Origin of the sequence: Marinobacter shengliensis, from assembly GCF_003007715.1 — a bacterium.
Classification (GTDB): domain Bacteria; phylum Pseudomonadota; class Gammaproteobacteria; order Pseudomonadales; family Oleiphilaceae; genus Marinobacter; species Marinobacter shengliensis.
On record NZ_PXNO01000021.1, the window covers coordinates 1 to 24198 of the forward strand.

At 58.9% G+C, this 24198-nt stretch carries 22 protein-coding genes and 1 pseudogene; 13 read left to right on the top strand and 10 right to left on the bottom strand.

Translation table 11 applies throughout. The annotated features are described in order from the left end of the window. From C7H10_RS06125 to C7H10_RS06140, 4 genes and pseudogenes are all read left to right on the top strand, one after another. On the top strand, nucleotides 1-1335 hold a 1335-nt coding region (locus C7H10_RS06125; protein WP_106694167.1), incomplete at its 5' end, for an S-type pyocin domain-containing protein. Continuing rightward, a complete protein-coding gene (locus tag C7H10_RS06130) occupies nucleotides 1335-1592 on the top strand; it encodes a bacteriocin immunity protein (RefSeq protein WP_106694168.1) in 258 nt (85 codons plus the stop codon). The genes C7H10_RS06125 and C7H10_RS06130, both read left to right, overlap by 1 nt. 77 nt (nucleotides 1593-1669) lie before the next feature. After that, a pseudogene (locus C7H10_RS06135) lies at nucleotides 1670-1927 on the top strand (acetoacetate--CoA ligase); the annotation flags it as partial. 465 nt (nucleotides 1928-2392) lie between these two features. Beyond that, nucleotides 2393-4636, top strand: coding sequence for an NADP-dependent isocitrate dehydrogenase (locus C7H10_RS06140; RefSeq protein ID WP_106694169.1), 2244 nt, complete (start codon nucleotides 2393-2395; stop codon nucleotides 4634-4636). A gap of 96 nt (nucleotides 4637-4732) precedes the next feature. On the opposite strand, the gene ybaK is transcribed toward C7H10_RS06140, so the two are convergent. The 4 genes from ybaK to C7H10_RS06160 are packed head-to-tail and all read right to left on the bottom strand — an operon-like array spanning nucleotide 4733 to nucleotide 8385. Then, entirely contained in the window at nucleotides 4733-5203 is a 471-nt protein-coding gene (ybaK, locus tag C7H10_RS06145) for a Cys-tRNA(Pro) deacylase (RefSeq protein ID WP_106694170.1), read from the bottom strand. A gap of 57 nt (nucleotides 5204-5260) precedes the next feature. Next, nucleotides 5261-6565: a DSD1 family PLP-dependent enzyme gene (locus C7H10_RS06150; protein WP_106694171.1), complete on the bottom strand. Its 1305-nt coding sequence runs from the start codon at nucleotides 6563-6565 to the stop codon at nucleotides 5261-5263. A gap of 6 nt (nucleotides 6566-6571) precedes the next feature. Continuing rightward, on the bottom strand, nucleotides 6572-7990 hold the full coding sequence (locus C7H10_RS06155) for a D-arabinono-1,4-lactone oxidase (RefSeq protein ID WP_106694172.1): 1419 nt from the start codon (nucleotides 7988-7990) through the stop codon (nucleotides 6572-6574). Nucleotides 7991-8001: 11 nt separating this feature from the next. Further along, complete coding sequence (locus tag C7H10_RS06160; RefSeq protein WP_106694173.1) at nucleotides 8002-8385, bottom strand: c-type cytochrome; 384 nt, start codon at nucleotides 8383-8385, stop codon at nucleotides 8002-8004. Nucleotides 8386-8521: 136 nt separating this feature from the next. Here C7H10_RS06160 and C7H10_RS06165 point away from each other — a divergent pair, with 136 nt between their 5' ends. The 3 genes from C7H10_RS06165 (at nucleotide 8522) to C7H10_RS06175 (ending at nucleotide 11438) form a co-directional block, all read left to right on the top strand. Further along, nucleotides 8522-9742, top strand: a complete 1221-nt coding sequence (locus tag C7H10_RS06165; protein ID WP_106694174.1) for a sensor domain-containing diguanylate cyclase — start codon at nucleotides 8522-8524, stop codon at nucleotides 9740-9742. A gap of 74 nt (nucleotides 9743-9816) precedes the next feature. Further along, nucleotides 9817-11103, top strand: coding sequence for a serine hydrolase domain-containing protein (locus C7H10_RS06170; RefSeq protein WP_106694175.1), 1287 nt, complete (start codon nucleotides 9817-9819; stop codon nucleotides 11101-11103). 107 nt (nucleotides 11104-11210) lie between these two features. Further along, on the top strand, nucleotides 11211-11438 hold the full coding sequence (locus C7H10_RS06175) for a hypothetical protein (RefSeq protein ID WP_058092899.1): 228 nt from the start codon (nucleotides 11211-11213) through the stop codon (nucleotides 11436-11438). Between the two features lie 2 nt (nucleotides 11439-11440). Here the strand turns inward: C7H10_RS06175 and C7H10_RS06180 are convergent, their stop codons facing one another. Next, a complete protein-coding gene (locus C7H10_RS06180) occupies nucleotides 11441-12454 on the bottom strand; it encodes a hypothetical protein (RefSeq protein WP_244178197.1) in 1014 nt (337 codons plus the stop codon). A gap of 215 nt (nucleotides 12455-12669) precedes the next feature. Between C7H10_RS06180 and C7H10_RS06185 the strand changes: the two genes are divergently transcribed. From C7H10_RS06185 to C7H10_RS06195, 3 genes are read left to right on the top strand one after another with little or no spacing between them, the layout of a single operon-like run. After that, the gene (locus tag C7H10_RS06185; protein ID WP_106694500.1) at nucleotides 12670-16161 is read left to right on the top strand and encodes a 7TM diverse intracellular signaling domain-containing protein; all 3492 of its coding nucleotides are present in this window, start codon (nucleotides 12670-12672) and stop codon (nucleotides 16159-16161) included. Next, nucleotides 16154-16699 (top strand): hypothetical protein, encoded by a 546-nt coding sequence (locus C7H10_RS06190; RefSeq protein WP_106694177.1) that lies wholly within the window; start codon nucleotides 16154-16156, stop codon nucleotides 16697-16699. Before C7H10_RS06185 ends, C7H10_RS06190 begins: the two co-directional genes overlap by 8 nt. Nucleotides 16700-16727: 28 nt before the next feature. Further along, nucleotides 16728-17141 (top strand): response regulator, encoded by a 414-nt coding sequence (locus tag C7H10_RS06195; RefSeq protein ID WP_106694178.1) that lies wholly within the window; start codon nucleotides 16728-16730, stop codon nucleotides 17139-17141. Between the two features lie 25 nt (nucleotides 17142-17166). On the opposite strand, the gene C7H10_RS06200 is transcribed toward C7H10_RS06195, so the two are convergent. Continuing rightward, nucleotides 17167-17439 carry a hypothetical protein gene (locus C7H10_RS06200; protein WP_058092894.1) on the bottom strand — a complete coding sequence of 91 codons (273 nt, stop codon included), beginning with the start codon at nucleotides 17437-17439 and terminating at the stop codon, nucleotides 17167-17169. A 571-nt stretch (nucleotides 17440-18010) separates the two neighbouring features. On the opposite strand from C7H10_RS06200, the gene C7H10_RS06205 reads away from it, so the two are divergent. Beyond that, nucleotides 18011-18247 (top strand): hypothetical protein, encoded by a 237-nt coding sequence (locus tag C7H10_RS06205; RefSeq protein WP_058092893.1) that lies wholly within the window; start codon nucleotides 18011-18013, stop codon nucleotides 18245-18247. Here C7H10_RS06205 and C7H10_RS06210 read toward each other — a convergent pair. After that, the gene (locus C7H10_RS06210; RefSeq protein WP_106694179.1) at nucleotides 18216-18728 is read right to left on the bottom strand and encodes a 3'-5' exonuclease; all 513 of its coding nucleotides are present in this window, start codon (nucleotides 18726-18728) and stop codon (nucleotides 18216-18218) included. The two genes, C7H10_RS06205 and C7H10_RS06210, sit on opposite strands and share 32 nt — an antisense overlap. A 150-nt stretch (nucleotides 18729-18878) precedes the next feature. Here C7H10_RS06210 and queC point away from each other — a divergent pair, with 150 nt between their 5' ends. Together queC and queE are read left to right on the top strand one after the other, a co-directional pair. Next, nucleotides 18879-19544, top strand: coding sequence for a 7-cyano-7-deazaguanine synthase QueC (gene queC / locus C7H10_RS06215; RefSeq protein ID WP_106694180.1), 666 nt, complete (start codon nucleotides 18879-18881; stop codon nucleotides 19542-19544). Beyond that, nucleotides 19544-20200 (top strand): 7-carboxy-7-deazaguanine synthase, encoded by a 657-nt coding sequence (gene queE, locus C7H10_RS06220; protein ID WP_106694181.1) that lies wholly within the window; start codon nucleotides 19544-19546, stop codon nucleotides 20198-20200. Before queC ends, queE begins: the two co-directional genes overlap by 1 nt. 43 nt (nucleotides 20201-20243) lie before the next feature. Here the strand turns inward: queE and C7H10_RS06225 are convergent, their stop codons facing one another. The 3 genes from C7H10_RS06225 to C7H10_RS06235 form a co-directional block, all read right to left on the bottom strand. After that, a complete protein-coding gene (locus C7H10_RS06225) occupies nucleotides 20244-21287 on the bottom strand; it encodes an AraC family transcriptional regulator (RefSeq protein WP_061331343.1) in 1044 nt (347 codons plus the stop codon). Nucleotides 21288-21431: 144 nt separating this feature from the next. After that, a complete protein-coding gene (locus C7H10_RS06230) occupies nucleotides 21432-22319 on the bottom strand; it encodes an alpha/beta fold hydrolase (protein ID WP_106694182.1) in 888 nt (295 codons plus the stop codon). A 106-nt stretch (nucleotides 22320-22425) separates the two neighbouring features. Further along, complete coding sequence (locus C7H10_RS06235) at nucleotides 22426-24192, bottom strand: ExeM/NucH family extracellular endonuclease (protein WP_244178198.1); 1767 nt, start codon at nucleotides 24190-24192, stop codon at nucleotides 22426-22428. Between the last annotated feature and the right edge of the window lie 6 nt (nucleotides 24193-24198).

Sequence of the window (24198 nt, forward strand, 5' to 3'; positions counted from 1 at the left end):
GAAAGCACCTCTGCAGCCATTGCAGAGAATGCCGTCACGGCCTTCGAAAAACGCTTCGGTGACCGGCAAGCGTTTCCTTCCAGAGGCACCGCCTACGCTCATTCCGATAGCCTGCCACCACCGCCCAAGCTCGACTACACGCCGGAACCCCCGGTGATTGAGCCACCACCTGAGCCTCTACCCCCGCCGGTGGTGATCTCGGAAAACTTTGGGCTTCCGCCCCTGGGGCCCAAGGTATTCGCCAAGTCTTGCACCCGGCCCTCCGGGGATACCGACAGTAATGAGGGCGAGGAAAAGGCCAGCAATTTCGGCACCCTTGCGATGCTTGCCCCCGCCACGGTCACCAGCCCTGGGGCAAACGGCTTGCGGCCGCTGGGCCTGATCTCTGGTTCGGCAATGAGACTGGCAAAAGGCTGGGCCATGGCCGCGCGCATTGGTGCCGGAGTACTCAGCACCGCCGGCAGTGCAGTGCTGTTGGCACTCTGGCCATCCAAATTGGGCGACAGCACCCTGTACACCGAGGAAGAACTGCTTGAGATGGCTGAGGCGGCCATTCGGGTGCGTTTTCATCTGCACGTGGATGCCACCGGAAACCTCCGGGTGGCCGGCTATCACGTCAACGACAGCACCGGATACAAAGACCGGGTTCCGGTTGCTCACGCAGAGCTCAAGGGCGAGAATTTTGAAGTGGTGGTTGATGACGACTTCACCCTCGTGTGGTACCCGGATGACAGCGGCCACCGCCCGGTAGTGAGCACCGAATACCCGGCGGATTCCGGTATTGATCCCTACAGCATTCTGGTGACACCCATCCAGGAGGATGGCCAGGAACATTCGCCACCCGGCTACCAGCAGCCCTTTGAGGATCAGGTTGAGCTGATCGTGAGCTTTCCGGCGGACAGCGGGATTGAGCCGTTGTATTTGGTTTTCCGGAAGACTGCTCGCGATGAACGAGGGGTGGTCACTGGAGGCGGAGAAGAAATTACCGGAATCTGGTTAGAGAATGCCTCAAGAGATCTTGGAGCGCCGATACCTGCGCAGATTGCGGATCGGCTCAGGGGGCGTGAATTTGCCAATTTTGACCGGTTCCGTGAGGCCTTTTGGCTTGAGGTGGCAAAGGATACGGAACTCATGGGGCAGTTCAGTTCTCGAAATCAAAAAACCATCAGGGCCGGCAGAGCTCCTTTTACAAGGCTTAATGATCAAGCCGGAAAAAGGAACCGGTTTGAAATTCACCATGTAGAAGAAATAGGAAACGGGGGCGCCGTATACGACGTTGAAAATTTGAGAGTGGTAACCCCCTTCAGGCATATTCAGGTCCACCGGAGGACATAATGAAACTGCAAAAAAAACGATTGAGTGACTATACCGAAGAAGAGTTCATTGCCGCTCTAAACTGGTTTTGGAATGAGGATATTACTGAAGATGAGGAAAGTCAGTTTGTTGACCAATTCAATGAGCTGGTTGAGCACCCTGCAAAAAGCGATCTGATTTTCTATCCAGAGACTGACCGCGAGGATTCTCCCCAAGGCATCGTTAATGAGATCAAGAGGTGGTACCACGAAAAGGGAAGAGTCTGTTTTCGTGAGTAGGGATCAAAGTATCAGAGCCTGTCAATAAATCTGGGTAACATTCCAACTAGGTATGGCCCCCCGTCATCAACGTCGCCGGCCAGACTGTCACCGACGACCTGATCAAAACCCTGAAAGCCCGAATCCGCGAAGGCACCAGCCCCCGGCACGTACCCAAACACATCGTGGAAGTGCCCGACATTCCCTACACCCGCAGTGGCAAAAAGGTTGAACTCGCGGTGGCCCGGCTGGTCAATGGCTCAAGTAAAGCGGACAACCGGGATGCCCTTGGCAATCCGGAAGCCTTGGACCGGATACGTGAGCGGTTGGTGGAGGTGGGGTTATTACCCGACTGAATCAGGATAAATGTGAGCGAGAGATGCACCAATACGGGCTGTTTTGTTGACAAAACAGCCCGTGTCTGCGAACCCTGAGACGATGTCATCGGACTACCCGTACAGCGTTTGAGAGTGACAGGGGGAGGGTTTTCCAAAACCTTGCGGAGCCATGGATGGCGGAGCAGAGCTTACAGGGAAGTATTCACAGCGTGTTTTGGAAAACTCTCCCCCTGGCACGCTGACACCACACCTGATAAATGTTAGAAAGTTTCGTAAATTCCCGCCATTTCATCGTCCTGTAACCGAAGATCAGGCATTTTTAGTCCGTTCTTATACTAAGATCGTAACCAAAGTTTGGTAAAAAATGCTATCTTAGTAGGTCTATCAAAAGTTCCGAATCAGTCATCGGCATAACCAGCCGTTCACAAGACGCCTGACCGTGCCATGACCGTCCTGAACCCACCCATTTGCCTGAGGACGAAAATGACAACATCCAAAGCCAAGATTGTCTACACACTGACCGATGAGGCCCCCGCCCTCGCCACCCGGTCACTGCTTCCCATCCTGGAAACCTTCGCCAAGCCGGCCGGCATCGACTTTGAAACCAGCGACATCTCTCTCGCGGCGCGTATTCTGGCAGGCTTCCCGGACTACCTCGAAGAAAACCAGCGCGTTCCGGATGCCCTGGCTGAATTGGGTGAGTACACCAAGGATCCGGACGCCAACATCATCAAGCTTCCGAACATCTCCGCGTCCATTCCCCAGCTCCGTGCCGCCATCAAAGAGCTGAACGAACAGGGCTACAAGGTTCCGGAATATAAAGAACACCCGGAAACCGACGAAGAGAAAGAAATCCACGCCCGTTACTCCAAAGTACTGGGCAGTGCTGTTAACCCGGTACTGCGTGAAGGTAACTCCGATCGCCGTGCGCCGGCTGCGGTAAAAGCCTTTGCCCGCAAGTTCCCCCACAGCATGGGGGAGTGGAGCCCGGCGTCCCGTACGCACGTTGCGCACATGCGCGGTGGTGACTTCTACTCCAGTGAGCAATCGGTAACCCTGGACAAGGCCACCAACGCCCGCATCGTGTTTGAGAACAAGCAGGGCAAACAGACGGTACTGAAGTCCGACCTGCCGCTGAAGGAAGGCGAAGTGCTGGACGGCATGTTCATGAGCAAGAAGGCTCTGGTGAAGTTTTTCGAAGACGCCATTGCCGACTGCGAGAAAACCGGCGTGATGTTCTCCCTGCACGTTAAAGCCACCATGATGAAAATCTCCCACCCGATCGTGTTCGGTCACGCGGTGAAGGTTTTCTACAAGGAGCTGTTCGACAAATACGGCGACCTGTTCAAGGAAATCGGTGTTAACCCGAACAACGGCCTGTCTTCCGTCATTGAGAAGATCAAGCAGCTGCCGGAGTCCAAGCAGGAGCAGATTCAGGAAGACCTGCACGCGTGCTATGAGCACCGCCCGGAAATTGCCATGGTGGATTCCGTTAAAGGCATCACCAACCTGCACGTACCGAGCGACGTGATTGTCGATGCCTCCATGCCGGCGATGATCCGCAACTCCGGCAAGATGTGGGCCCGTGACGGCAAGCTCAAGGACACCAAGGCGGTTATGCCGGAGTCCACCTACGCCACCATCTACCAGGAAGTGATCAACTTCTGTAAAACCCACGGCGCGTTTGACCCCACCACCATGGGTACCGTACCGAATGTGGGCCTGATGGCGCAGAAAGCCGAAGAGTATGGCTCCCACGATAAGACCTTCGAAATGAAGGAAGACGGCATTGTGCGTGTGGTGGCCGAAGACGGCACCGTACTGACCGAGCACAAGGTTGAAGAAGGCGACATCTGGCGCGCCTGCCAGACCAAAGACCTGCCGATCCGTGACTGGGTCAAGCTGGCGGTTAACCGGGCCCGCTCCAGCGGCACGCCGGCGGTGTTCTGGCTGGACGATGAGCGCGCCCACGATGCTCAGCTGATCAAGAAGGTTGAAAAGTACCTGGCCGAGCTGGACACCGACGGTCTGGAAATCCACATCAAGTCTCCGGTTCGCGCCATCCGCTGGACCATGGAACGTCTGATTCGTGGTCTGGACACCATCTCGGTAACCGGAAACGTGCTGCGGGACTACCTGACCGACCTGTTCCCGATTCTGGAACTGGGCACTAGTGCCAAGATGCTGTCCATCGTACCGTTGCTGAACGGCGGTGGCCTATACGAAACCGGCGCCGGCGGTTCTGCGCCCAAGCACGTACAGCAGCTGATCCAGGAAAACCACCTGCGTTGGGATTCCCTGGGTGAATTCCTGGCCACGGCGGTGTCTCTGGATGAGCTGGGTGAGAAACAGAACAACCAGCGTGCCCGTCTGCTGGGCCAGACCCTGGATAAGGCCACCGAGCGCCTGCTGGAGAACAACCAGTCTCCGTCCCGGGTGACCGGTGAGCTGGACAACCGGGGTTCCCACTTCCACCTGGCTCGTTACTGGGCGGAAGAGCTGTCAAAGCAGGATGATGACAAGGAGCTGAAAGAGTTCTTTGCCAAGTTGTCGAAACAGCTGGAAGAGAACAAGGACAAGATCCTGGAGGAAATGACCGTGGTGCAGGGTCACCCGGCCGATATCGGTGGTTACTACCACCCGCCCATGGAGAAGGTGTGTGAGGTGATGCAGCCAAGCGCGACCTTCAACAAGATCCTGGCCGATGCACGGGACTCCGTGAAGTAAGGCCAGCGGTTCAGCCGGCCGGAGCCTGCTCCGGCCGTGATTGACAAAAACCGGGTTGCCCATGGTCGCCCGGTTTTTTTGTGCTTGCTCCTGCCGTCAATCCTGCTGCAGAGGCACTAACAGGCCATTGGTCAGGCGTGCCAGATCGTCCGGCGTCAGCTCAATCTCGAGTCCACGTTTGCCGGCGCTGACGAACACCGTCGGGAAGTGGTGGGCGGTGCTGTCGATAAACGTTCGGAGCCGTTTTTTCTGGCCCAGAGGGCTGACACCACCCAGCACATAACCGGTGGTTTTCTGGACCAGCTGTTTGTCCGCCATCGTGGCTTTCTTTGCCCCGGCGGCCCTTGCGATCTGCTTGAGGCCCAGCATGGCGGTGACCGGTACAATGCCGACCGCCAGTTCCTTGTCATCCAGGCTCACCACAAGCGTCTTGAATACTTGCTCCGGCGCCACACCCATTTTCGCCGCTGCTTCACCACCGTAACTCTCGGCCGCCGGATCGTGGTCGTACTCATGTATGGTGTAGTTCACTTTGGCCTTCTTGGCCGCAAGAATTCCAGGGGTCATGCAGGGTCCCGTATTGATCGATGGTGGACGGAATTAAAGCATGCACTGCCGGCGACGTCATCCCTCTGGCACCACCGGCCAGTAACGGGAAATTTCCCCCAGTCTGGCATCGAAAACGGCGAGATCGCCGAACTGCAAAAACACAGACTCGCTCTGATGCGGCCTCAGGAATACCCAGTCGTCTTCCTGCAGTGGCACCCCGGCGGCCAGGTTAAGCATCTCCTGATTACTGGACCGTCCGAACACCGGGTTGGTTGTCAGCCCCGCCGGTGACACCGGCCGAGCCTTCCAGTTGCCCCCGTAAATGAAGACCGCCCTGGCCCGGTTGGGGTTCCACAATCGCTGCAGTCGGCCAATGCCCGGTGTGCCGGGAATCCGGTTGGCTTCCTGCAGTTTCAGCACCGGAGTGGCAATGAAAGCCGCAGGCTGGTGGCCCGCCAGGGTGGCCAGGTCGAAATCCGTGGGCATCACCAGGCCGGAGCCGGCCGCCAGTTCGTTGGCGGTAATGGTGTTGGCCCGGCCCTTATATAACTGGTACGTGGTGGAGCCTCCGGTGTTGAAGGTGAGCCCTGCCAGATCACGCCCCAGGGTGTTCCGGGCCAGTGAAACATACCGGTTGTAACGGGCCATGGCCTTTTGCCACAACCAGTCGGTTGGCCCCGGTGCTTTCACGATATGGGGTTCATAACCCATAAAACCGCTGAAGCTCAGCCAGCGGGATTGCTCTATGTCCAACAGCGCCCGGGATAGCAGCTGATCATCGTTGAACCCGCCCCGGTGCAGGCCGATATCCAGTTCCAGGTTCACCCGCATAGGCTCGTTCCGTTGCCGGGCCAGTTGCCCGTATTGCGCCAACCGGCGTGGAGAGTCGATCAGCCATTGCAGTTGCTGTCGGGGCTGGAAGTCGTTCTGGTCAGCCTGGTGCCGATCATAGAAACGGGCAGCCGCCGCGACCGGCAACGGTTTGCCCAGCAGAATGTCGGCGTCAGGGATGGAGCTGGCAATCTGGTTGAGGAAAGGCTGGTGAAACAGCATCAGCCGCCGGGTGCCGGCCTTGGCCATCACGTGCTCCAGTAAGGGCACCGAAGGCAGGGATTTCACCACAATCCGGTAGTCGAAGTCGTGGCCAAGGTGTTGTAGCAACACCTGAATGTTGTGGTCCAGGCGTTGCTGGTCAATCACCAGAGTGGGTGTGGCCAGCCCGCTGGCATCCAGCGCCCGGGACAGGGCGCGGAAGTAGTCTGAGTGGCCATCGCGAATAGCCGGGGGCCGGAGCCATGCGGCTGTACCCAGGCCGCCGGCCGCCACCCCGGCCAGAATGAGTTTGCGCCTTTGCTGACGGAACGCTTCGCTGTGAGCCATGGTGGGTTATCCGTGGGAGGTATTGTCGCTGAAAAGGCCGGCCAGGTAAGGGTTCAGGAAACGGCCGTTCGGGTCGAGACTTTTCCTTACTTCACAGAACGCCTGCCATTTCGGGTACAGCGCCTGGAATTCAGCGGCGGTAAGCGTGTTCAGCTTGCCCCAGTGAGGCCTGCCACCATACCGGCGGAATATCGGCTCCACTGCGGCAAAGAGCGGCTGGTAGTCATCCTCGAAAAACCGGTGGACGGCGATGGATACTGAATCCCGCCGATAGAATGGGCTGAGCCAGGCATCATCGGCTTGCACAAAGCGCACCTCGAAGGGAAAGAACACCTCCGGGAAACGGTTTTCAACCAGATCCACCACCTCCCGGAAGGCCTTTTGCCAGTTTTCTCTGGGCAGGTGGTACTCCATCTCATTGAAGCGCACATTGCGGTCACTGGTGTAGTTCTGCCAGGACGGCGCCACCTTCTGCTCCCGGGCCAGGGTGCGCATATAACCCCCGAGAATCAAGCGCCGCAGCCTGGGGGACCAGGCCAGGTAGTCGCGGGCTTTCTGCAAATCCCGCGCGCCGTCGTTCTGGTCCAGTGCCGGGGTTGCCGAGAGGGGGTCGTCCGTCAGGTCGTGGGTGCTGGTGAAACCCATGCCGGAGAACGGAATGTAATAGAACTCAAAATTGCGATGCTGGTCTGCCAGGGTGTCCGCCGTTGCCAGAATGTCCTCGATGGGCAGCCATTCGGTGGTTTTCCGGAGCCGATATGGGCGGGTATTTTGCAGGGTGACGTCAGTCACAATGCCCAGGCAGCCCAGCCCCACCCTGGCTGCCTGGAACAGGTCCGGATGCTGGGTCTGGCTGCACTCGATACGCTCGCCATTGGCGGTGACCAGTGTCAGCGCCGATACGTAGCCAGACAAGCACATCAGCTTGCTGCCAGTGCCATGGGTTGCAGTGGCCAGAAGGCCCGCCAGGGATTGCTGGTCTATATCGGGCATGTTGAACAGGGCCTGGTCAATCGCTTCCAGGGGTTGGCCCAGTTGCCCGAGCAGGGTGCCGGCGGCCACCTTGGCCTGGCACCGGCTGTCATCATGCCCCAGAACGCCGCTCAGGCGAGCCATGGATACCAGAATGCCGTCGGTGGGTACCAGGGCGGAGAATGAATGGCCAGAGCCAACGGGGCGAACGGGCAGGTGTCGATGGTTTGGGGCGGCAAGGAGTTCCTGCAGCTCGGTGACGCTCCGGGGGGCAACACGCATGGCAGGGACCGACTGCTGGGAGCCAGACCAGTTACGCCAAGGCAAAGGGGACTTGCTGCCCCCGGCGTTGCTTTGTGCCTGTGCCGGCGCTTGCTGTGCTGCCTGCAGCGACAGGGTGTGCCCGACGATGGCGGTACTGACCAGCAATTGCAGAAAATGCCGTCGTTCCATATGAATCTACCTCAGGTTTCTGCCGGCCGCGCCATGAATTCGATGAGCGCCTGAAATTCTGCGGTGTCGCAGTCCATGCACAAGCCGTAGGGCGGCATACCACCCATGCCCGACACCACGTTGTCCACCAGCCGCTGCATGCCTCCCTCCAGGCGCCTGTTCCAGGCTTCGCTGTCACCGGTCAGGGGGGCATCCGAAGTACCCCGACTGTGACAGGCCATGCAGGAGCGCTGATAGATACCAGAAAGTTCAGGGTCTTGAGGGCGGGCTGTTTCGGCATAGTCCCGGATGGCCTGTTCAGAAGGGCCGGAGGGTGAACAACCGCCAATGATCAAGGCAAGGCTGGTAATGACCAGCAGCCTGGCGTGAGTATGGTGCAGAGGGTGTTGAATCATTGTTTTTGCCCAAAACAAAACTATGTGTCACGTTTAGTTTTGTGGAAATGCCGGGAAAATGCAACCTTGCCTCGACTGAACGTGTGAAACTGTCTACTTTTCCTATAGGACAGCTCCCCAAGGCAAAAGGAAGACTATGCAGCCTGAACAACCAGAGCGAGGGAAAGAAACCGGCTGGAGTAGCAGTCAAAGCCCTTTGCGCCGTGCCCTGTCGGCCACCCTGGTGTACCTGGTGGCAGGTATCATCTGGATTACGTTTTCTGACCGGATGGTGGAGATCTGGTTTGCAGACCCCCGGTCCCTGTCAGCCATGCAAACCTGGAAAGGGTTTTTGTTTGTCGCGGTCACAGCGCTGGTGTTATTCACCGTTATGCTGCGCTTGCTCAGCAAGGATCGTTTGTTGCTGTCGCTCCAGCTGGACCAGCGGCGGGCGCTGCGCCAGAGGGAGCAGCAACTGCGGGTATTGATGGATAACCTCCCGGGCATGGCCTATCGTTGCCGGAACGACGACAGCTGGACCATGATGTTCGTTTCTGGTGGCTGTGAGCAGCTGACCGGTTATCTGCCCGACGACCTGATCAACAACAAGCTCGTCAGCTATGCCAGCCTGATGGACCCGGATGCAATCGAACAGGTGTCCGAAGAGGTCGCCATTGCGGTGCGCAAAGGCCGGTCTTTTTCCCTGGAGTACGCTATTACCCGCAAAGACGGCCGTAAGGTGTGGGTCTGGGAGCGTGGCTGCGGTGTCGAGCACGAAGACGGCAGTGTTTTCCTGGAGGGGATAGTGCTGGATATCTCCGACCGCAAACAGCTGGAAACCGAGTTGGAGGAGATGGCCACCCGAGATCCTTTGACCGGCCTGCTCAACCGGCGGGAGTTCTCCAGAGTCCTGGAGGAAGAGTTGGAGCGCGCCCGCCGCTATGAACGTCCGATGGCGCTGCTATGGATTGATTTTGATCACTTCAAGGACATCAATGACAGCTGGGGCCACGCTGCTGGTGATACCGTGCTCTGTGCGGTGAGCGAGATCCTGACCGACCGGGTAAGAAGTGTCGATTCCGTCGGCCGGTTTGGTGGCGAGGAATTCGTTATTGTGCTGCCCGAAATGGATGTGGAGGGTGCCCGGGATACCGCCGAGCGTTTGCGCCAGCGGGTAGGTAACGCGCCGATACCGCTGGAGTCTGGCCACTCGGTGCCATTAACCATCAGCGTGGGTGTCGCGGTTTATCCTGTTCATGGTCACACAGTGGAAACACTTTGCAGCGCAGCGGACAAGGCGATGTATCAGGCCAAAATGCAGGGTCGCAACTGTGTGGCCATGGCGCAGCCGATCGAGCCGGTTCATAATGAAACCTGATAAAGGCTGAAATTTCGGCCCCAGCAAGTGTCCCGGGAGGGGCCAGTTCTCAATAACGATAAAAGGCGTCCGTTATGCATTCACTCGCCCGCCGTGCACTGCACACCTGCGATATTCCGGAAGACCTGACCTCTGTCACTTTCCGCAATCGTGACACCGAACACCCGGATCGGGTTGGTTTACCGCAGGACGCCGTGGAATCCGTATGGCGCAGTGTGGAGGGCTTGTACCGGACCGGTGTGCACCCGGGAATCCAGCTGTCGCTGCGCTACCGGGGCGAGCAGGTGCTGCATGGCGCCATGGGCCATACCCGGGGCAACGGCCCCCATGATCCGGCTGCCCTGCCCAGGCTGCCGATGACCACGGAAACCCCGATCTGCTATTTCTCCGCATCCAAGGCGGTGACGGCGCTGCTGATGCACATGCTCGCAGAGCAGGGCCTGGTTAATCTGATGGACCCGGTTTCCTACTACTGCCCGGAGTTTGCCAAGAACGGAAAGCGCACCATCACCGTGCACCAGATCCTCTCGCACCGGGGCGGTATTCCGGCGATTCCCCGTGAGACCCCCATAGACGTGCTCTGGGAGCGTGATGAAATCTGGCGCCTGCTGTGCGCTGCCAAACCGGTCGAGGTGGACGGCGCGAAGGTGGCTTACCACGCCATTACCGGTGGCTTTGTGTTGCAGCGGGTCTTGGAGAAGGTCACGGGCGATACCATCGAAAATTATCTGGACCGGTACCTGCGCAAACCCATGGGTATGAAGTGGTTCACTTACGGAATCGCTCCGGAGAAGCTGCACGAACTGGCCACCAATTATGCCACCGGCCCGACCCCGATGTTTCCGCTGTCGTGGATCGTCAGCCGGGCCCTGGGCGGAGACATTCGCACGGTGGAGAAAGTCACCAACGACCCGCGCTTCCAGGAGGCGGTCATACCCGCCGGTAATCTCTGTGGCACCGCGGAGGAAATGGGCCGGTTCTTCCAGATGATGCTTAATGGCGGGGTCTGGAATGGTCAGCGAATTTGCAGTGAGTTAACCATCCGCCGTGCCATCCATCAGTTCGGTTCATTGCAGATAGACCGAACCATGATGATCCCCATGCGCTTCAGCGCCGGCATGATGCTGGGCGGAAACCCGGTAGGGCTCTGGGGACAGCAGAGCCGTTATGCCTTTGGCCATGTCGGTCTGATCAACAAATTGTGTTGGGCGGACCCGGCCCGGGATATTTCCGTGAGCCTGCTCAACACCGGGTTTCCGATAGTGGGTCATCATTTACCGGCCCTGGCCAGATTTGTCTATACTGTGTGCAGGCAGTTCCCGGTGTTGCCGGAAAACAAGCGAAGGCTGGTGGCTGCCTGAGTCAGTAAAAGTGAAACCTTGTTCATTCTAATTGCACTTTGTCTGACAGTTCTGCAAAATCGGCATTCTGAAATGGATTATTCACCAGACTCAAAGGATGAGGCACCATGGACAAACCGGAACTTCCCCCGCCTGAACTTCAGCGTGTCAAGCTGGACCAGCACGACAGCGTACGCAGCCACGTACAACAGCAGGTATGCGACGAGGTCCAGCGTCTGGAACGCCGTATCGAAACCCTGCGACTGACCAAAGCCCCCCATGCGGCCATCATGATCTCCACCTACGAGCGTATGATCAGCCGGAAGAAAGGCTTTCTGCAGAACTGGGACCTGTGAGCCTATTTGCGGGTTGAGGCCGACGCTGCGTTCCAGGTGGCGATGGCGAGATCTTCGCTCTGGTAGACGCAGTTATCGGGATTCTGCTTTGTTGCATCGTCGTCTTCCGCCCCGTCGTCCGGTACACGGGCAGGCTCGCCATCCGAGGTGTAGATATGCACGGTATCCATGGCGTAGTTGATCTCAACGCGCAGGCAGTCTGGCGGCGTGTTATCCGCACCGTACCGGCTCAGGTCTATGACCGTCTGCTCGGTATTCTTGATGAACAGTGTGTCGAGTTGGGCGTCGGTTACAAAGGTTTGGCGTAGTTCAATGCCCCCGTGATTCCGGCTGACGTAATCGGCGGTGGCATACTCCGGCTGGTTGTAGCCACTGGCAACAAACTGCAAGGCGTCAAAGCGGGAACCGGCCAGCACGCTCAGCAGCTCCGGCTGCTCTTCCCTGACATCATCGTTGACGCTTCGGGCCACATACTGAATGGTCCGATAGACCTTTTCGGTAAGGTCACTGCCTTCGGGACCCTCCGGCAGATATCGCCAATCGAGGGTCTGGTAGTTCCATTCGTAGTCGTTCAGGGGCTGGAGACTGAAGGACGCCGCCTGGTCGGTAAAGCGGATACGGGCGCCGGCACTGCGGGTGTTGTAGTTGCCGGCCTGGGACAGCGCGATGCGATCCCGGATATAGCGCCGGCCTTCATCAAAGTTGGTAATACCGCCCACGCTGATCACCTGGTTCATCAGGTCCAGCGGGTTACGCACCCGGGTATAGTCCTGGCCGGTGTCGTCTGGCTGTGCACCGATGAAGATATCGATATGCCGCCGGATTTCTTCCACCGTAGCCAGGTGGTCCTCGTTGTCGGCGTCGTCGCCAGTGGGTTGTATGCTTTGGTAGAAATCGCTGAACCGGGTGAAGCTGAGGGTATCCGGCGCCTGCTCGGTGTTGGTCAGGTCAAAGGTTGAGAACACCAGTTCAACATTGGTTGCCGGGTTGAACGCGGAGGAACCGGTGCTTTCCATCCGGCACCCCGACAGGGTAAGGACGGACAGGGAAACAGCAACAAAAAGGCAGGAATGTCTCATTTCAGGTGGCCCCGGGGTGCGAAAAAACGGGTGAAAGGCTAAAGTGACTTGTGCTGACAATAAACGATAAAGCACGCAGCTACCCGCGCGGAGATCACATTTTGCAGCAACGGTTTTACGAAACGCTCAACCGGGTGCTCGTCGCCCTGTTGATGCTGGTTGTTGTTTCCCTGCCATCTCTGGTACAGGCGAAAAGCGCCTGTCCCGCCGGGTCGGTGGTGCTGGAAAGTACGACCAGCAGTGTGCGTAATCTCGATGGCTGTATCTGGTATCTGGAAGATGCTGGCCATGAGCTGGTCATTGACGACATCCTGGCCATGCCGGACGAGCAGTTCAGCCTGCACCGGGGGGGCGTGCTCAATTTCGGTTATACCGACTCGGCCTACTGGACCCGTTTTGATTTGACCACCCGCGGCAGCCAGGTTGCCAGCAACTGGATACTGGAACTGGCGCTGCCACTGGTGGATGAAGTCTGGCTGTATCTGGTGCGTGACGGTCGTGTGGTTGAACAGCGCCGTGCGGGCTACCTCGATAACTGGGACGACCGGGATCTGGCCGTGCCCAACCCGACCTTCCGTCTGCAGTTGTTGCCCGATGCCACCACCACCGTGTATCTGCGAACCACAACCACCAATACCTTCAGGTTGCCAGTAACACTCTGGCACCCGGACAGTTACATTGAGAAAGTCTCCATCGATGAAGCGGTCAGGGGCGTGCTGTTGGGGGCCATCCTGGCCATCCTCGCCTATAACCTGTTTGTTGCTGTGTCAGTCCGGGAACGCAGCAACATCTATTATGTGCTGTACCTGGTCTGCGCGGCGGTGTTTATCGGCACCGAACAGGTGCACGGGGTTCAGTTGCTGGACAACCGGCCACCGATTCTGGACAAGGCCTACCTGCATTTTCAGATCATCCTGACCTGGTTCTTCGGGTTGCTGATGGCCCGTTCTCTGCTCGAGACCCAACAGCGCTCCCCGGACCTGGACCAGGTCATCCGCCTGTGCCTGTATTCGGTGACGGCCACCTTCGTGTTGTCGTTCTTCATGCCCTACTCGGTGGCGATGGAATGGATTGTGGTGGGGTCCATTCTGTTGAGCCTGATCCTGATTGTGGTCAGTTACCTGTCATGGCGCTATTACAACCCGGCGGCCCGGTCCTACTTCTTTGCCTGGACCATGGCGCTGATCGGTTTTGGGATCTATGCCCTGACGGTCATGGGGTATCTGCCGCTGAATACCTTTACCACCTATGCGCCCCAATTCGGCCTGGTGGCCCAGATCATTCTGTTTTCCTTTGCCCTTGCCGATCGTATCAAGCAGGTTCAGGGCGAAGCGCTGGCCTGGAACCAGCGGGCACTGGCTAATCTCCAGCGCTACCAGTCTCTGTTTGATAACGCCATTGAAGGGGTCTTCCAGATGTCGCCAGACCGGCGCTTTGTCACCGCCAATCCGGCGATGGCCGAGTTGCTGGGCTACAGCAGCAGCCGCGAGTTACTGCAGGACAACCCGGATGTGCTGGAAACCTGCATTGCTGATGACCGGCTGCGGCGCCTGGTGGTAGAGCAACTGGAAGTCCGGGGCATGGTCAAGGGTATTGAAGCCCGCTATTTCACCCGCAGTGGTGTTGAACGCTGGGCCACCATCTCGTTGCACACGGCCTACGATCTGGATGGCGAGCCCATGCACCTTGAAGGTACCTGCATTGATGCGACCGAGAGCCACCAGCGCCAGCGAATCGAGCGGGAGCGTGAGCAGGAGCGCCTGGAGAAAGAGCTGGCCCGACACTCAGCCCAGGCCAAGAGCCAGTTTTTGGCCAACATGAGCCATGAGATCCGGACACCGCTGGCAGCCATTATCGGGTATGGCGAAACCCTGCTGGACCCAGACCTTGATGAGCGGGAGAAACGCAGCAGTGCCGAGACTGTCGTGCGCAGTGGCCGACATCTGCTGGAGTTGGTCAACGACATCCTTGACCACTCGAAGATCGATGCCAACAAGCTCGATGTCGATGTGGTACCGGTCATGCTGCCGGATTTGCTGGATGAGATTCGCGCCTTTTTCGAACCCCGGGCCCGGGAAAAGGGCTTGGAATTCACCATTATCTGCGACTTTCCCCTGCCCGAGCAGATCCTGACCGACCCAACCCGGTTTCGGCAGATCATCATTAACCTGTGTGGAAATGCGCTTAAATTCACCGAAAAAGGCACAATTTCTCTTATTTTGCGCTGTGACCGAGAGGCCGAAACCCTCTGTGCCCGGGTTGTGGACACCGGCATTGGCATGAAACCGGAGCAACTGGAGCGGCTGTTTGATCCCTTCGCCCAGGGCAGCACGGCTATCTCCCGGCAATACGGCGGGACGGGGTTGGGACTCAGCATTTCCCGCCGGCTGGCCGAGTTGCTTGGCGGCAGTATCCGGGTATCCAGTACCTACGGTGAGGGCAGTGAGTTTGACGTCTGCATTCGCACCGGCGACCTTGCCGACGTTCATTTTCTGCGTGACGCCTCGGAGTTGAACCAGCGCCGACGGGGTATTGCCACGGTGTTGGCCCCCAGGCTCAAAGGCCGGATTCTGTGTGCTGAAGATAACGACGTTAATCGACGCCTGGTATCCATGCTGGTAGACAGAACCGGTGCCGAGCTGGTGCACGTCAGTAACGGAGCCGAGGCGCTGGAATTGGCTAGCCGGGAGCGTTTTGACCTGATTCTGATGGACATCCAGATGCCGGTGATGAACGGCCGGGATGCCACTCAGGCGTTGAGAGAAGCCGGGGTAAATACCCCAATCATCGCCCTGACAGCCAACGTAATGACGGAAGACATTGCCGAGTACCGGCTGGCGGGCTGTAACGAGCATCTGGCCAAGCCCATCGACAAACAACGCTTCTACGAGGTGCTGGCCCGGTACCTGACGGTTTGCCCTGAGGACTATCAGGGCGATACGCGCCAGTACTCGGGTAAGGTGCTGGTTGCCGAAGATAACGACGACAATCGTTTGTTGGTTGAGCGGATATTGCGGCGCTTTGGTGTTGAGCCGGTTCCGGTCGCCAGTGGCGATCTGGCCGTCCGGCTTGCGCTGGCTGACACTGTGCACCTGGTCCTCATGGATCGGCACATGCCGGAAATGGACGGTGTAGCCGCCACCCGCCTGCTGCGCCAGGCCGGGTTCCGCCGCCCGATCATTGCCTTCACGGCCGGGGATCAGACCGAGAACGATGCTCTGCTGGCGGCGGGCTGTGATGGGGTGCTGAACAAACCGATCGACCAGTCGCATTTGCAGGCCATTCTCGAACGGTACCTGGTGGCGTCACCGGCCTCAGCGGTCACCTCCGATGATATGGCGCATTTGGTGCCCCGGTTTCTGGGCGGGCTTGAGGATCGGCGTGAACGCATGCGTGTGGCATTCCGGGCCAGGGATGCGAGCGCACTACAGATGGAAAGCCACCAGATCAAAGGCACGGCCGGTGCCATGGGCTACCCCTTGATGACGCGCCAGGCGACCAGCCTGGAAAATCGGTTGAGGGAAAATCCGCCGGATTGGGCGCGAATCGGCAGGGAGCTCAGAACTCTGGACGAGATGATTGAACGGGCGCTGCAGGGAGCGCCAGATGAGCGGGAAACAACACAGGAACAGGCCAATGACTGAAAACCGACAGCAACAGGAACAGTATTCCCTCAGCATGATGTATGGTACCTACGCCGACGTTCTGTTCGTGCTGTTTCCGTTTCTGGTGATTGCCATGCAGCGGTTGTGGGATGGCAATCTTTACCAGACGCTGATGCGCCCGGACCTGAGCATCGCGGCGGCGATACTGGCGGGTCTGGCCATTGGCAAATTTGTGCTTGGCCTGGTGACCAATCGAGAGCTTGGGCGTTACAAAGAGCGTATTGTGTTCTTTATTGCCTTGACGTTGTTCGTGGTGCTGGGCCCGGCGATTATCCTGATACTGAGTATCACAGCCAACGCACAGGTCCCGGGATTTGTGGCGTTTGTGCAGCCGGTCTTGTTGATTGTGGCCATTTCGCTCTACACCACGGCGGTGAGCATCGCCAATATTCTGGTGCGTACCAACCAGGGGCCGTCAGGGGCGGAGGTGTCTGAAGCCACGTCGCCGTCGAAAGATGGTCGTCCCCGGCCCGCGCCCCTGGATTTGCCCAGACGAACCGGCAACGATGGCTACTGATCGGAGCGGATAATACAGGAGACAATGGATGACGGATCTGAGAATACTGGTAGTGGAAGATGAGCCCGTGATGCGGGAGCGGTTGGTTGAAATGCTCTACAAGGCGGGGGCGACGCAGGTGGCTGAATGCCCGGATGCGGCCTCGGCCCGGGCGGCTTTCGATGCCAGCGAGTGCCATATTGTTCTGCTGGATCTGGGTTTGCCGGATGGAGATGGTCATGAGCTAATGACGCGCTTCAAGCAGATTCGGGAGGATCAGCATATCGTGCTGGTCACCGCCGATGACTCCATTGAAAGCATTCAGCGGGCAATCAGTGCCGGTGCCAATGGTTATGTGGTCAAGCCCTACTCCCAGGAAAAAATTCACGATGTGGTGAATAACTACGCCATCGTGCATGGCGGCGATATGGCGATGATGCAGGGGCTGAACCGGCGCCACTGACCGGTTCAGCACAGCATCGGAGTGTTCAGGCAACCTGGCGTGCAATCCAGGAGTTATAACGGGTGGCCAGGGCACGCACGTAACGCGCTTCGGATCCATCCAGATTGCTAAGAACCCCTTTGAAAATCCAGCCTCGTTCATACAGGCCCAGCACCCGCTGTTCGTCATCCAGGTTGACACGCTGATTCAGTTTCTTGCAAATCGCATCCAGCAGCGGCAGCTTTTCCGGGCGCTTGATCGGAGCCTGACGATTGCTGATCGGCTGATTGGCTGCACGGGTTGTCGGATGTCTTCTCATGATGTTCTCCTTGTCGTTTTGCGGCTGCAAAAACAAAAAACCCCGGGGCCTGAGGCAACCGGGGTTTGGCAGAGAAGCTGCCCCGGTCGCCGCAATGGCTCCCGGGACTGACCGAAAGCCGTTAGATGTCTTTCACCATGGCGCGCACAGACTGCCCGTGACGGCAACCGGTGGCGGAGTAAGCGGTGGTCTTGGTAATCATCCTGGTCATATCAGCTCTTTGGATTCGGTTCACTTACCAGTGTATAGGCAATTGGCCGGTTTGCAATAGCCCCGGTGATTCGGCAAACCCGTACAGACGTGGCGAAGGTCGATCGGGATAATTCCCAGCGTCACGTGTTTTTACGTTGTGCAATCCGCGGTACCTCCGTATCAGGTATCGAATGGATCTCTCCTTTCTACGCAGCCGAATTGGCTGCGTTTTTTTTGCCCGGATATTGGCAGGCCAGGGTGGTTTCGGTTAGTTCGTAGCCACTAGTCCGTACAGCCTCTTGGGGTCGTTTTTGCGATAATTCGTACACTAACTTAATGCATTGAATTATCCGAAACCCAGAGGTTGAAACCGAAGAAAATGCCCGACGAACCCGGATCTGCCCGTAACAAATTCCGTTCCGATTTCATGGTTGAGCTTGCGTTGATTGTCGCTGTGGCCGTTTATCTGATGATGGCTCAGGGGCAGGCAGTTGGAGAAAATCTGTCGTTCACCGTGGTGGGCGCGGCCCTGATGGCCCTGGCCACCTACTGGACGCTTCACACCGTCCGTGACGGCCTGGAAGTTATTGCACTGCGGCTTCGCCCTGGCAAATAACCCGCTCCCAGGTTTTGTGCAGGATCAGCGCGTCGTTGGCGGCCCGGTGAACCGGTAGTCCCAGGTCGGCAATGACTTGTTGGCGGGTGCCCGACCACTGCCGCACCTGGGCCGGGTTCAGCAGCATGGACACCGATTCCAGCTGGAACTCCGGGGTTTCGCCGGCGGCCCGGAACAGCCGGTGCAGCCAGAAGCTGTCAAAGGTCCAGGCGTCGCAGAAGATCTGCTCCGGCAACAGCCTGTTCAGCGCCCGGGCCACTTCCCCTACCGGTGTGCCTTCCTGCTCCAGCCGTGCACGGGAAATGCCGTGTATGGTTTCCGCGCTCTCAGACCAGTCCTGCCAAAGTACGTGCGGCTGAATCAGCCAGCTGTGCAGGCTGCCATCGGGCATGCACACGCCAACTTCGATCGGATAACTTGCGATCAGATCGAGACTGGATGCTTCAAAGTCGATGAATGCCGGGCTGCTGTCTGAGTTCATTGAATCGTTGCTGGCTGTTTGTCGTTTTCCATCGAGTTTACCCCTGATCTTCCCATGACGCGAACCCAAGCGGCTCTGGCGCTGTTACAATATAGCCATGGTTTGTAAAAGCCCAATGACAAATCCCCTTCTTTTCCTGGTGAATACCCCATGACTGACACCGTTGTCGTTATCTATTCCGGGGGCATGGACTCCTTTACCCTGCTCCATCTTGCCCGGGCCCGTGGCTATAAAGTGCATGCACTGTCGTTTAATTACGGTCAGCGCCATGTACGGGAGTTGGAGGCGGCAGCTGCGGTGTGTCAGGCGGAGGCGATTCCCCACAAGGTGATTGATATCCGCGCCATGAGTGAGGTGATGGCGGGGTCCTCACTGACCTCAGACATTGCCGTGCCGGAGGGGCACTATCAGGAAGACAGCATGAAGTCGACGGTGGTACCCAACCGCAACATGATCCTGCTGTCGCTGGCCACCGGCTATGCCGTCACGGCCGGTGCACAAGCCGTCTGGTTTGGCGCCCATGGCGGTGACCATGCCATCTATCCGGATTGCCGGCCGGAATTTATCGAAAAAATGGATGCGGTGTGCCGGGTGGCGAATTACCAGCCAGTGGCGGTAGAGGCACCTTTTATGGCGCTCGACAAGGGCGAGATCCTGGGCGAGGGTTTGAAGCTGGGCCTGGACTACAGCCAGACCTGGACCTGCTACAACGGCCGGGAGCGGGCTTGTGGCCGTTGCGGCTCCTGCGTTGAGCGCCTCGAGGCGTTTGCGGCTCATGGCCTGAAAGACCCCCTGGCTTATGAGAGTCACGCCTGATGTACCGGGTAAAGGAAGCGTTTTACACCCTGCAGGGGGAAGGCGCCCAGGCTGGCCGGGCAGCGGTATTCTGCCGGTTCAGCAAATGCAATCTGTGGACCGGACGGGAGAAGGATCGGGCGGCGGCTGTCTGTAACTTCTGCGATACCGATTTTGTCGGTACCGACGGCCAGAATGGCGGACGTTTCGAGACTGCCGTGGAGCTGGCCGAACATATTCGTAAGCTTTGGCCCGGCGCCCCGGGCCAGCCCTACGTGGTCTGCACCGGTGGGGAACCTCTGTTGCAGCTGGACCAGCCGTTGATTGATGCCTTCCACGCTGCGGGTTTCGAGGTAGGGGTGGAAACCAACGGCACCCTGCCGGCGCCGGAGGGAATTGACTGGCTGTGTGTCAGCCCAAAAGCCGACGCCGAGGTGGTTATTACCCAATGTGACGAGCTGAAACTGGTGTATCCCCAGCCTCTGGCACAGCCGGAACGGTTTCTGGGAATTCGGGCCAGGCACTATTTCCTGTCACCAATGGCCTCGCCGTCTGTACCGGATCAGGGGGATGACCCGGTCAAACGCAGCAACACCCAAAAGGCCACCGAGTATTGCCTCGCGCATCCGCAATGGCGCCTGACCCTGCAAATGCACAAGATCCTGGGCATTGACTGACCGAATGCCCGGGTGAGCCCCGCAGGCACTCTCCGGTCATGCTTCAGGCCGTTCGGCGCAGGGCCGTTTCCCGGGTGCGGAAATGGCTGGGGCTCAGACCGGTCCAACGCTTGAAGGCCCGGGTAAAGTTGGCCGCATCGGCATAGCCAAGGGCATCGGCAATCTGGCTCAGGTTCATGCCCGTGTTTTCCAGAAGTTCCTTGGCCCGCTCAAGGCGAACCTGATCCACCAGTTGCTGGAAGCTGGCCTCTTCTTCCTGGAGGCGGCGTTTCAGGGTGCGCTCGGACACAAACAGAGTAGCGGCTACCCGCGCCAGTTTTGGAGGAAACGGATGACTGGTCTCGATGACCCGTCGAACCCGGCAGGCAAAGCCGGCATCCTCCTTTAACTGCTTCAGGGCTTCCTCGCACTGCGCCCGTGAACTGGCGGCAAGCTGGTCGTCGCTGAATCGCACTGGCAGGCAAAGCTGGCTGACGGGCACGATAAGCGCGTTCTCGGTCGCGCCATACTCCACCGGCACCCCGATACGATTGCGAAAGCGGTGGAAGTGGTTGGGCTCTGGCCCGCGCCGAAGCACCCGTGTGCCGGGTACCAGGGTGCCGGTCAACTGAGCGCCCATGGTTACACAGCCAAACAGAACCGCATCCAGCACAAAACCCTGCAGTGGCCCCAGCTCGATGTCGCAGGTCACGTTATACCAGGCGTTCTGCCCGGATACCCGTTTCTGAACTTTCAGGTGGGGCGCTCGCAGCGTCAGGTAGCGGGTCATCAGCTCCAGCGCCTCTTCCAGGGTTCGGCTGCTCATGACCGCCGTTCCCAGGGCGCCGTGCAGGGGGAGCTTGAGCTCCCGGGCGAGCATGATGCCAAGGCCCGGCTCGCCACTCTCAATAATGGCGCGGGTGACAAACTCGCTGGCCTGGGCCTGGCTGACTCTTACTTCCGTTGAGTTCAGGCGGGTGGGGTCAAGACCGACCCGAAGAATGAGATCCCTTTCGTCCACTCCAATGGTATGCAGCAATTCGGCCAGGGTATGCAGGTAGATGGCCGGCATGCCCAGATCCTGTGCAGTAGAAACTGAGACGCGCATGGGTTTCCTCGTCAGCGACTGTTCTTGTTATGTAAGGGTGTTCAGTATTGCTGATTATGACCGTTTGCCCGGGCCAGCCCCATGACTTGATTGACGGGTCAATGGGCCAGAGAGGCCAATTCGGCACCTCTCCGCTCAGTCATTTCAATGGCTATGGCGCCGGATGAAGGTTTCCAGAACCTTGGCGGAACGGCCAGGATTTTCCAGCATGGGCAGGTGGCCGACGCCCCGGAATACATGCACATCGGCGTCTGGTGTGGCGGTTCTGAACCAGTTTACGCAACGGGTCGGGGTGATAACGTCTTTCTCGCCCCACTGCACCTGCAGCGGTGGTGTGCCCGGGCCGAGATATCGGGCCGGGGCAAGGGCGTCAGCGAGCATGTCGTTGAAAATGTGTCTCAGTGCTTGTCGGCGGTTCAGAAGGTCCGGGCCCAGTAATCCGGCCATGGCCAGCCCGGGTAACGTTGGTTTGCCGGTGCCCACACTGTTGAACATCCGGTAGACCCCGGCCCAGTCCTGGGGAATCAGGATGGCATCGCGATCAGACTCAAACGGAGCGTCAATATCCACATCCGCATGTTCCGGGATACCGGCACTGTTAAGCAGTGTCAGTGACCGAGGAGGTTGCTCCAGCTTATGGGCCAGAATTGACGCAATGGCGCCTCCCATGGAGCTGCCGGCAATGTGCAGGTTGTCTGTCGCGTAGCCGGATAGCCAGTCACTCAGCCGTCGGGCCTGGCTTTCATAGCGGTAGCAGGCGTCAGCATGGTACTGGCTCTCACCCAGTCCGGGTACGTCCGGAACCAGCAGGTGCCAGTCTGCAGGGAGTCTCTGCATCCAGAAGGCCCAGTTTTCCTTCATGGCGGCAAAGCCATGTATCAACACCAGGGTTGGTCGCCCGGGTGCCGGTTTGCCACGTTCCAGAAACACCATGCGATGGCCGTCGACAATGGCTTCCTGCCGTTGTGCGCGCAGCAGCCAGCGTTGGCCGGTGCGGGCGACCGGCCATAGGTTCGGGGTCGGGACTTTCATGGATACGACAACCTCTTGATGGTAAATCCGAATTCCAGTTTACCGCCCCTGTGGTTGGGTGCTATTGCCTGCCCGCCCCGATCTGGCGTCGGTGCGGCAACCGGGTTCAAGGCGATGGCAGCCGGATATCCGTGATCACCGGGTTGTGATCCGAAGAGCGCCAGGGGCCGCTGACCGGTATCCGAGGTGGCTGGTCGTAGCCCAGGGCCCGGGGTTCATCGGCGTTGATGTTCCAGGCCTGGGCGTGGATGACATGGGGCAGCAGGCTGGCCGAAGCCAGGGCATAGTCGAGGCTGCCTTTTTCTCCCCGGTATCGGTAACTGTGGTGTGGGCAGTGGTCCTGTTGGCAGGGATGGAAGTGGTGCACCAGGCTGGTAAAGCCCTGGCGATAAAGCACCTGCACCGGGTCTTCCTGAGCGTAGCTGTTGAGGTCGCCGGTGATCAGGGTGCCGGCGAGTGTGTCCGGTGCCGGAAGTGAGCCAAGCCAGTCGAGCATGGTTTCGGTAGCCTGGCTGCGCCGATAATTGAAACAGCCCTGGCCGTCTTTCTGATCGGAATCTTTGCCGCTGGCGTTCCGACAGGACTTCGATTTCAGGTGCGTCACTACGATGCGAACAACCTGGTCGCCATGCCGGGCCTGGAACATCTGGGCCAGGGGAGGCCTGCCCATGGGCTCTGACGGCTGCCGGCTGGCATCGCCAACAGGGGTTGCCCGGTCTGTCCGGTATAACAGGGCGCTGCGAATGGCGTCGGAGCCGTCATCGCCGGGTGTCGCCACAAAACGCCACTCGGCGCCAAGTCGCGCGGCCAGTTCGGCAACGGCACTGTCTGGGCCATAGCCGTCGTTTTCAAGTTCGGTGACGGCCAGTATGTCTGGGTCTGGCAGGGTGAGAGCCGCCACCAGCCGCTGGTTCTGTTCCCGGAAGGCTGCCACGCTCTCTGCCCCCCGGGCAGTGGGAAAGCCTGCACCCTGGCCGTTACCGTTGAAGTAGTTCTCCAGGTTCAGGGTGACGATCCGCAGGTCGACGTCATCGGGCTTTCCGGGTGGTTGCGGGCGCTCGTTGCTGGCTTTGAAGACCGGTTGCCTGTCTGGCTGGACACGCCACTGGCCAAAGCGGAAATCGAGAACACCCTGCAGTTGCGAGACGGTATCGCCGGCGCGTACCGTGTTCCGCCCATCAAGCCCGCCCGGTGGCCAAGGCACGGGATCGGGATTGCGCACGGCCAGGCCATCGTCCAGAAACACACGGTGTTGATGGTTGTTGCGGGCCTGCGTGACGGCTGCTGGCCCCGGTGCCAGGTATTCCGTCGGGATGACTTGATCCTCGGCGGCCAGAGTAAGCTCGCCGTAAAGGGCAAGGTTGTAGTGGTCAATAACCGTCAGCGGGGCGGCAAAGCGAACCCGCATGTTCTCAAGACTTTCCGGTGGTTGTGACCAGGGCAGTGACACCTCGATGGGCCTGGGCATTTTGCCCTCGCCGCAGACGGTCAGCTTGCCGACATCCACCAGTTCCGTCAGACCATGATATTCCTTGACGGTCCCTGTCAGTCGCAGGCGCTGGCCGAGCTTGCCCGCTGCCTGGCGTGTGTAGATGAACAGGGCTTCGGAGGTGGCCGGGTTCTGGTCCGTTTCAGCATCAGCCTGTTGCAGGTAGAAACCACCAAAACCACCTTTGTGGCGACTGTCCTGGGTGAGGATGCCTTCGACGGTGACGGTTTGCCCGACCAGGGGCGAAGCAGGGCCGCTGCCCTGAATGGCGTGGATGGCAGTGGCCGGCGCGCCGCACGCCTCGGCCACTGCCTGCGTCGGGACGCAGAGCGTGGTAGCCAGGCCGAGGGCGGCGTTGAGCAGAAGTCTGGAAAGTGTCGTCACCGGGCC

Coding starts and splice junctions, on each gene's coding strand:
- C7H10_RS06130 (WP_106694168.1), top strand. CDS start 1,335: ATGAAACTGCAAAAAAAACGATTGAGTGACTATACCGAAGAAGAGTTC.
- C7H10_RS06140 (WP_106694169.1), top strand. CDS start 2,393: ATGACAACATCCAAAGCCAAGATTGTCTACACACTGACCGATGAGGCC.
- ybaK (WP_106694170.1), bottom strand. CDS start 5,203: ATGACCCCTGGAATTCTTGCGGCCAAGAAGGCCAAAGTGAACTACACC.
- C7H10_RS06150 (WP_106694171.1), bottom strand. CDS start 6,565: ATGGCTCACAGCGAAGCGTTCCGTCAGCAAAGGCGCAAACTCATTCTG.
- C7H10_RS06155 (WP_106694172.1), bottom strand. CDS start 7,990: ATGGAACGACGGCATTTTCTGCAATTGCTGGTCAGTACCGCCATCGTC.
- C7H10_RS06160 (WP_106694173.1), bottom strand. CDS start 8,385: ATGATTCAACACCCTCTGCACCATACTCACGCCAGGCTGCTGGTCATT.
- C7H10_RS06165 (WP_106694174.1), top strand. CDS start 8,522: ATGCAGCCTGAACAACCAGAGCGAGGGAAAGAAACCGGCTGGAGTAGC.
- C7H10_RS06170 (WP_106694175.1), top strand. CDS start 9,817: ATGCATTCACTCGCCCGCCGTGCACTGCACACCTGCGATATTCCGGAA.
- C7H10_RS06175 (WP_058092899.1), top strand. CDS start 11,211: ATGGACAAACCGGAACTTCCCCCGCCTGAACTTCAGCGTGTCAAGCTG.
- C7H10_RS06180 (WP_244178197.1), bottom strand. CDS start 12,454: ATGGAAAGCACCGGTTCCTCCGCGTTCAACCCGGCAACCAATGTTGAA.
- C7H10_RS06185 (WP_106694500.1), top strand. CDS start 12,670: ATGCTGGTTGTTGTTTCCCTGCCATCTCTGGTACAGGCGAAAAGCGCC.
- C7H10_RS06190 (WP_106694177.1), top strand. CDS start 16,154: ATGACTGAAAACCGACAGCAACAGGAACAGTATTCCCTCAGCATGATG.
- C7H10_RS06195 (WP_106694178.1), top strand. CDS start 16,728: ATGACGGATCTGAGAATACTGGTAGTGGAAGATGAGCCCGTGATGCGG.
- C7H10_RS06200 (WP_058092894.1), bottom strand. CDS start 17,439: ATGAGAAGACATCCGACAACCCGTGCAGCCAATCAGCCGATCAGCAAT.
- C7H10_RS06205 (WP_058092893.1), top strand. CDS start 18,011: ATGCCCGACGAACCCGGATCTGCCCGTAACAAATTCCGTTCCGATTTC.
- C7H10_RS06210 (WP_106694179.1), bottom strand. CDS start 18,728: ATGAACTCAGACAGCAGCCCGGCATTCATCGACTTTGAAGCATCCAGT.
- queC (WP_106694180.1), top strand. CDS start 18,879: ATGACTGACACCGTTGTCGTTATCTATTCCGGGGGCATGGACTCCTTT.
- queE (WP_106694181.1), top strand. CDS start 19,544: ATGTACCGGGTAAAGGAAGCGTTTTACACCCTGCAGGGGGAAGGCGCC.
- C7H10_RS06225 (WP_061331343.1), bottom strand. CDS start 21,287: ATGCGCGTCTCAGTTTCTACTGCACAGGATCTGGGCATGCCGGCCATC.
- C7H10_RS06230 (WP_106694182.1), bottom strand. CDS start 22,319: ATGAAAGTCCCGACCCCGAACCTATGGCCGGTCGCCCGCACCGGCCAA.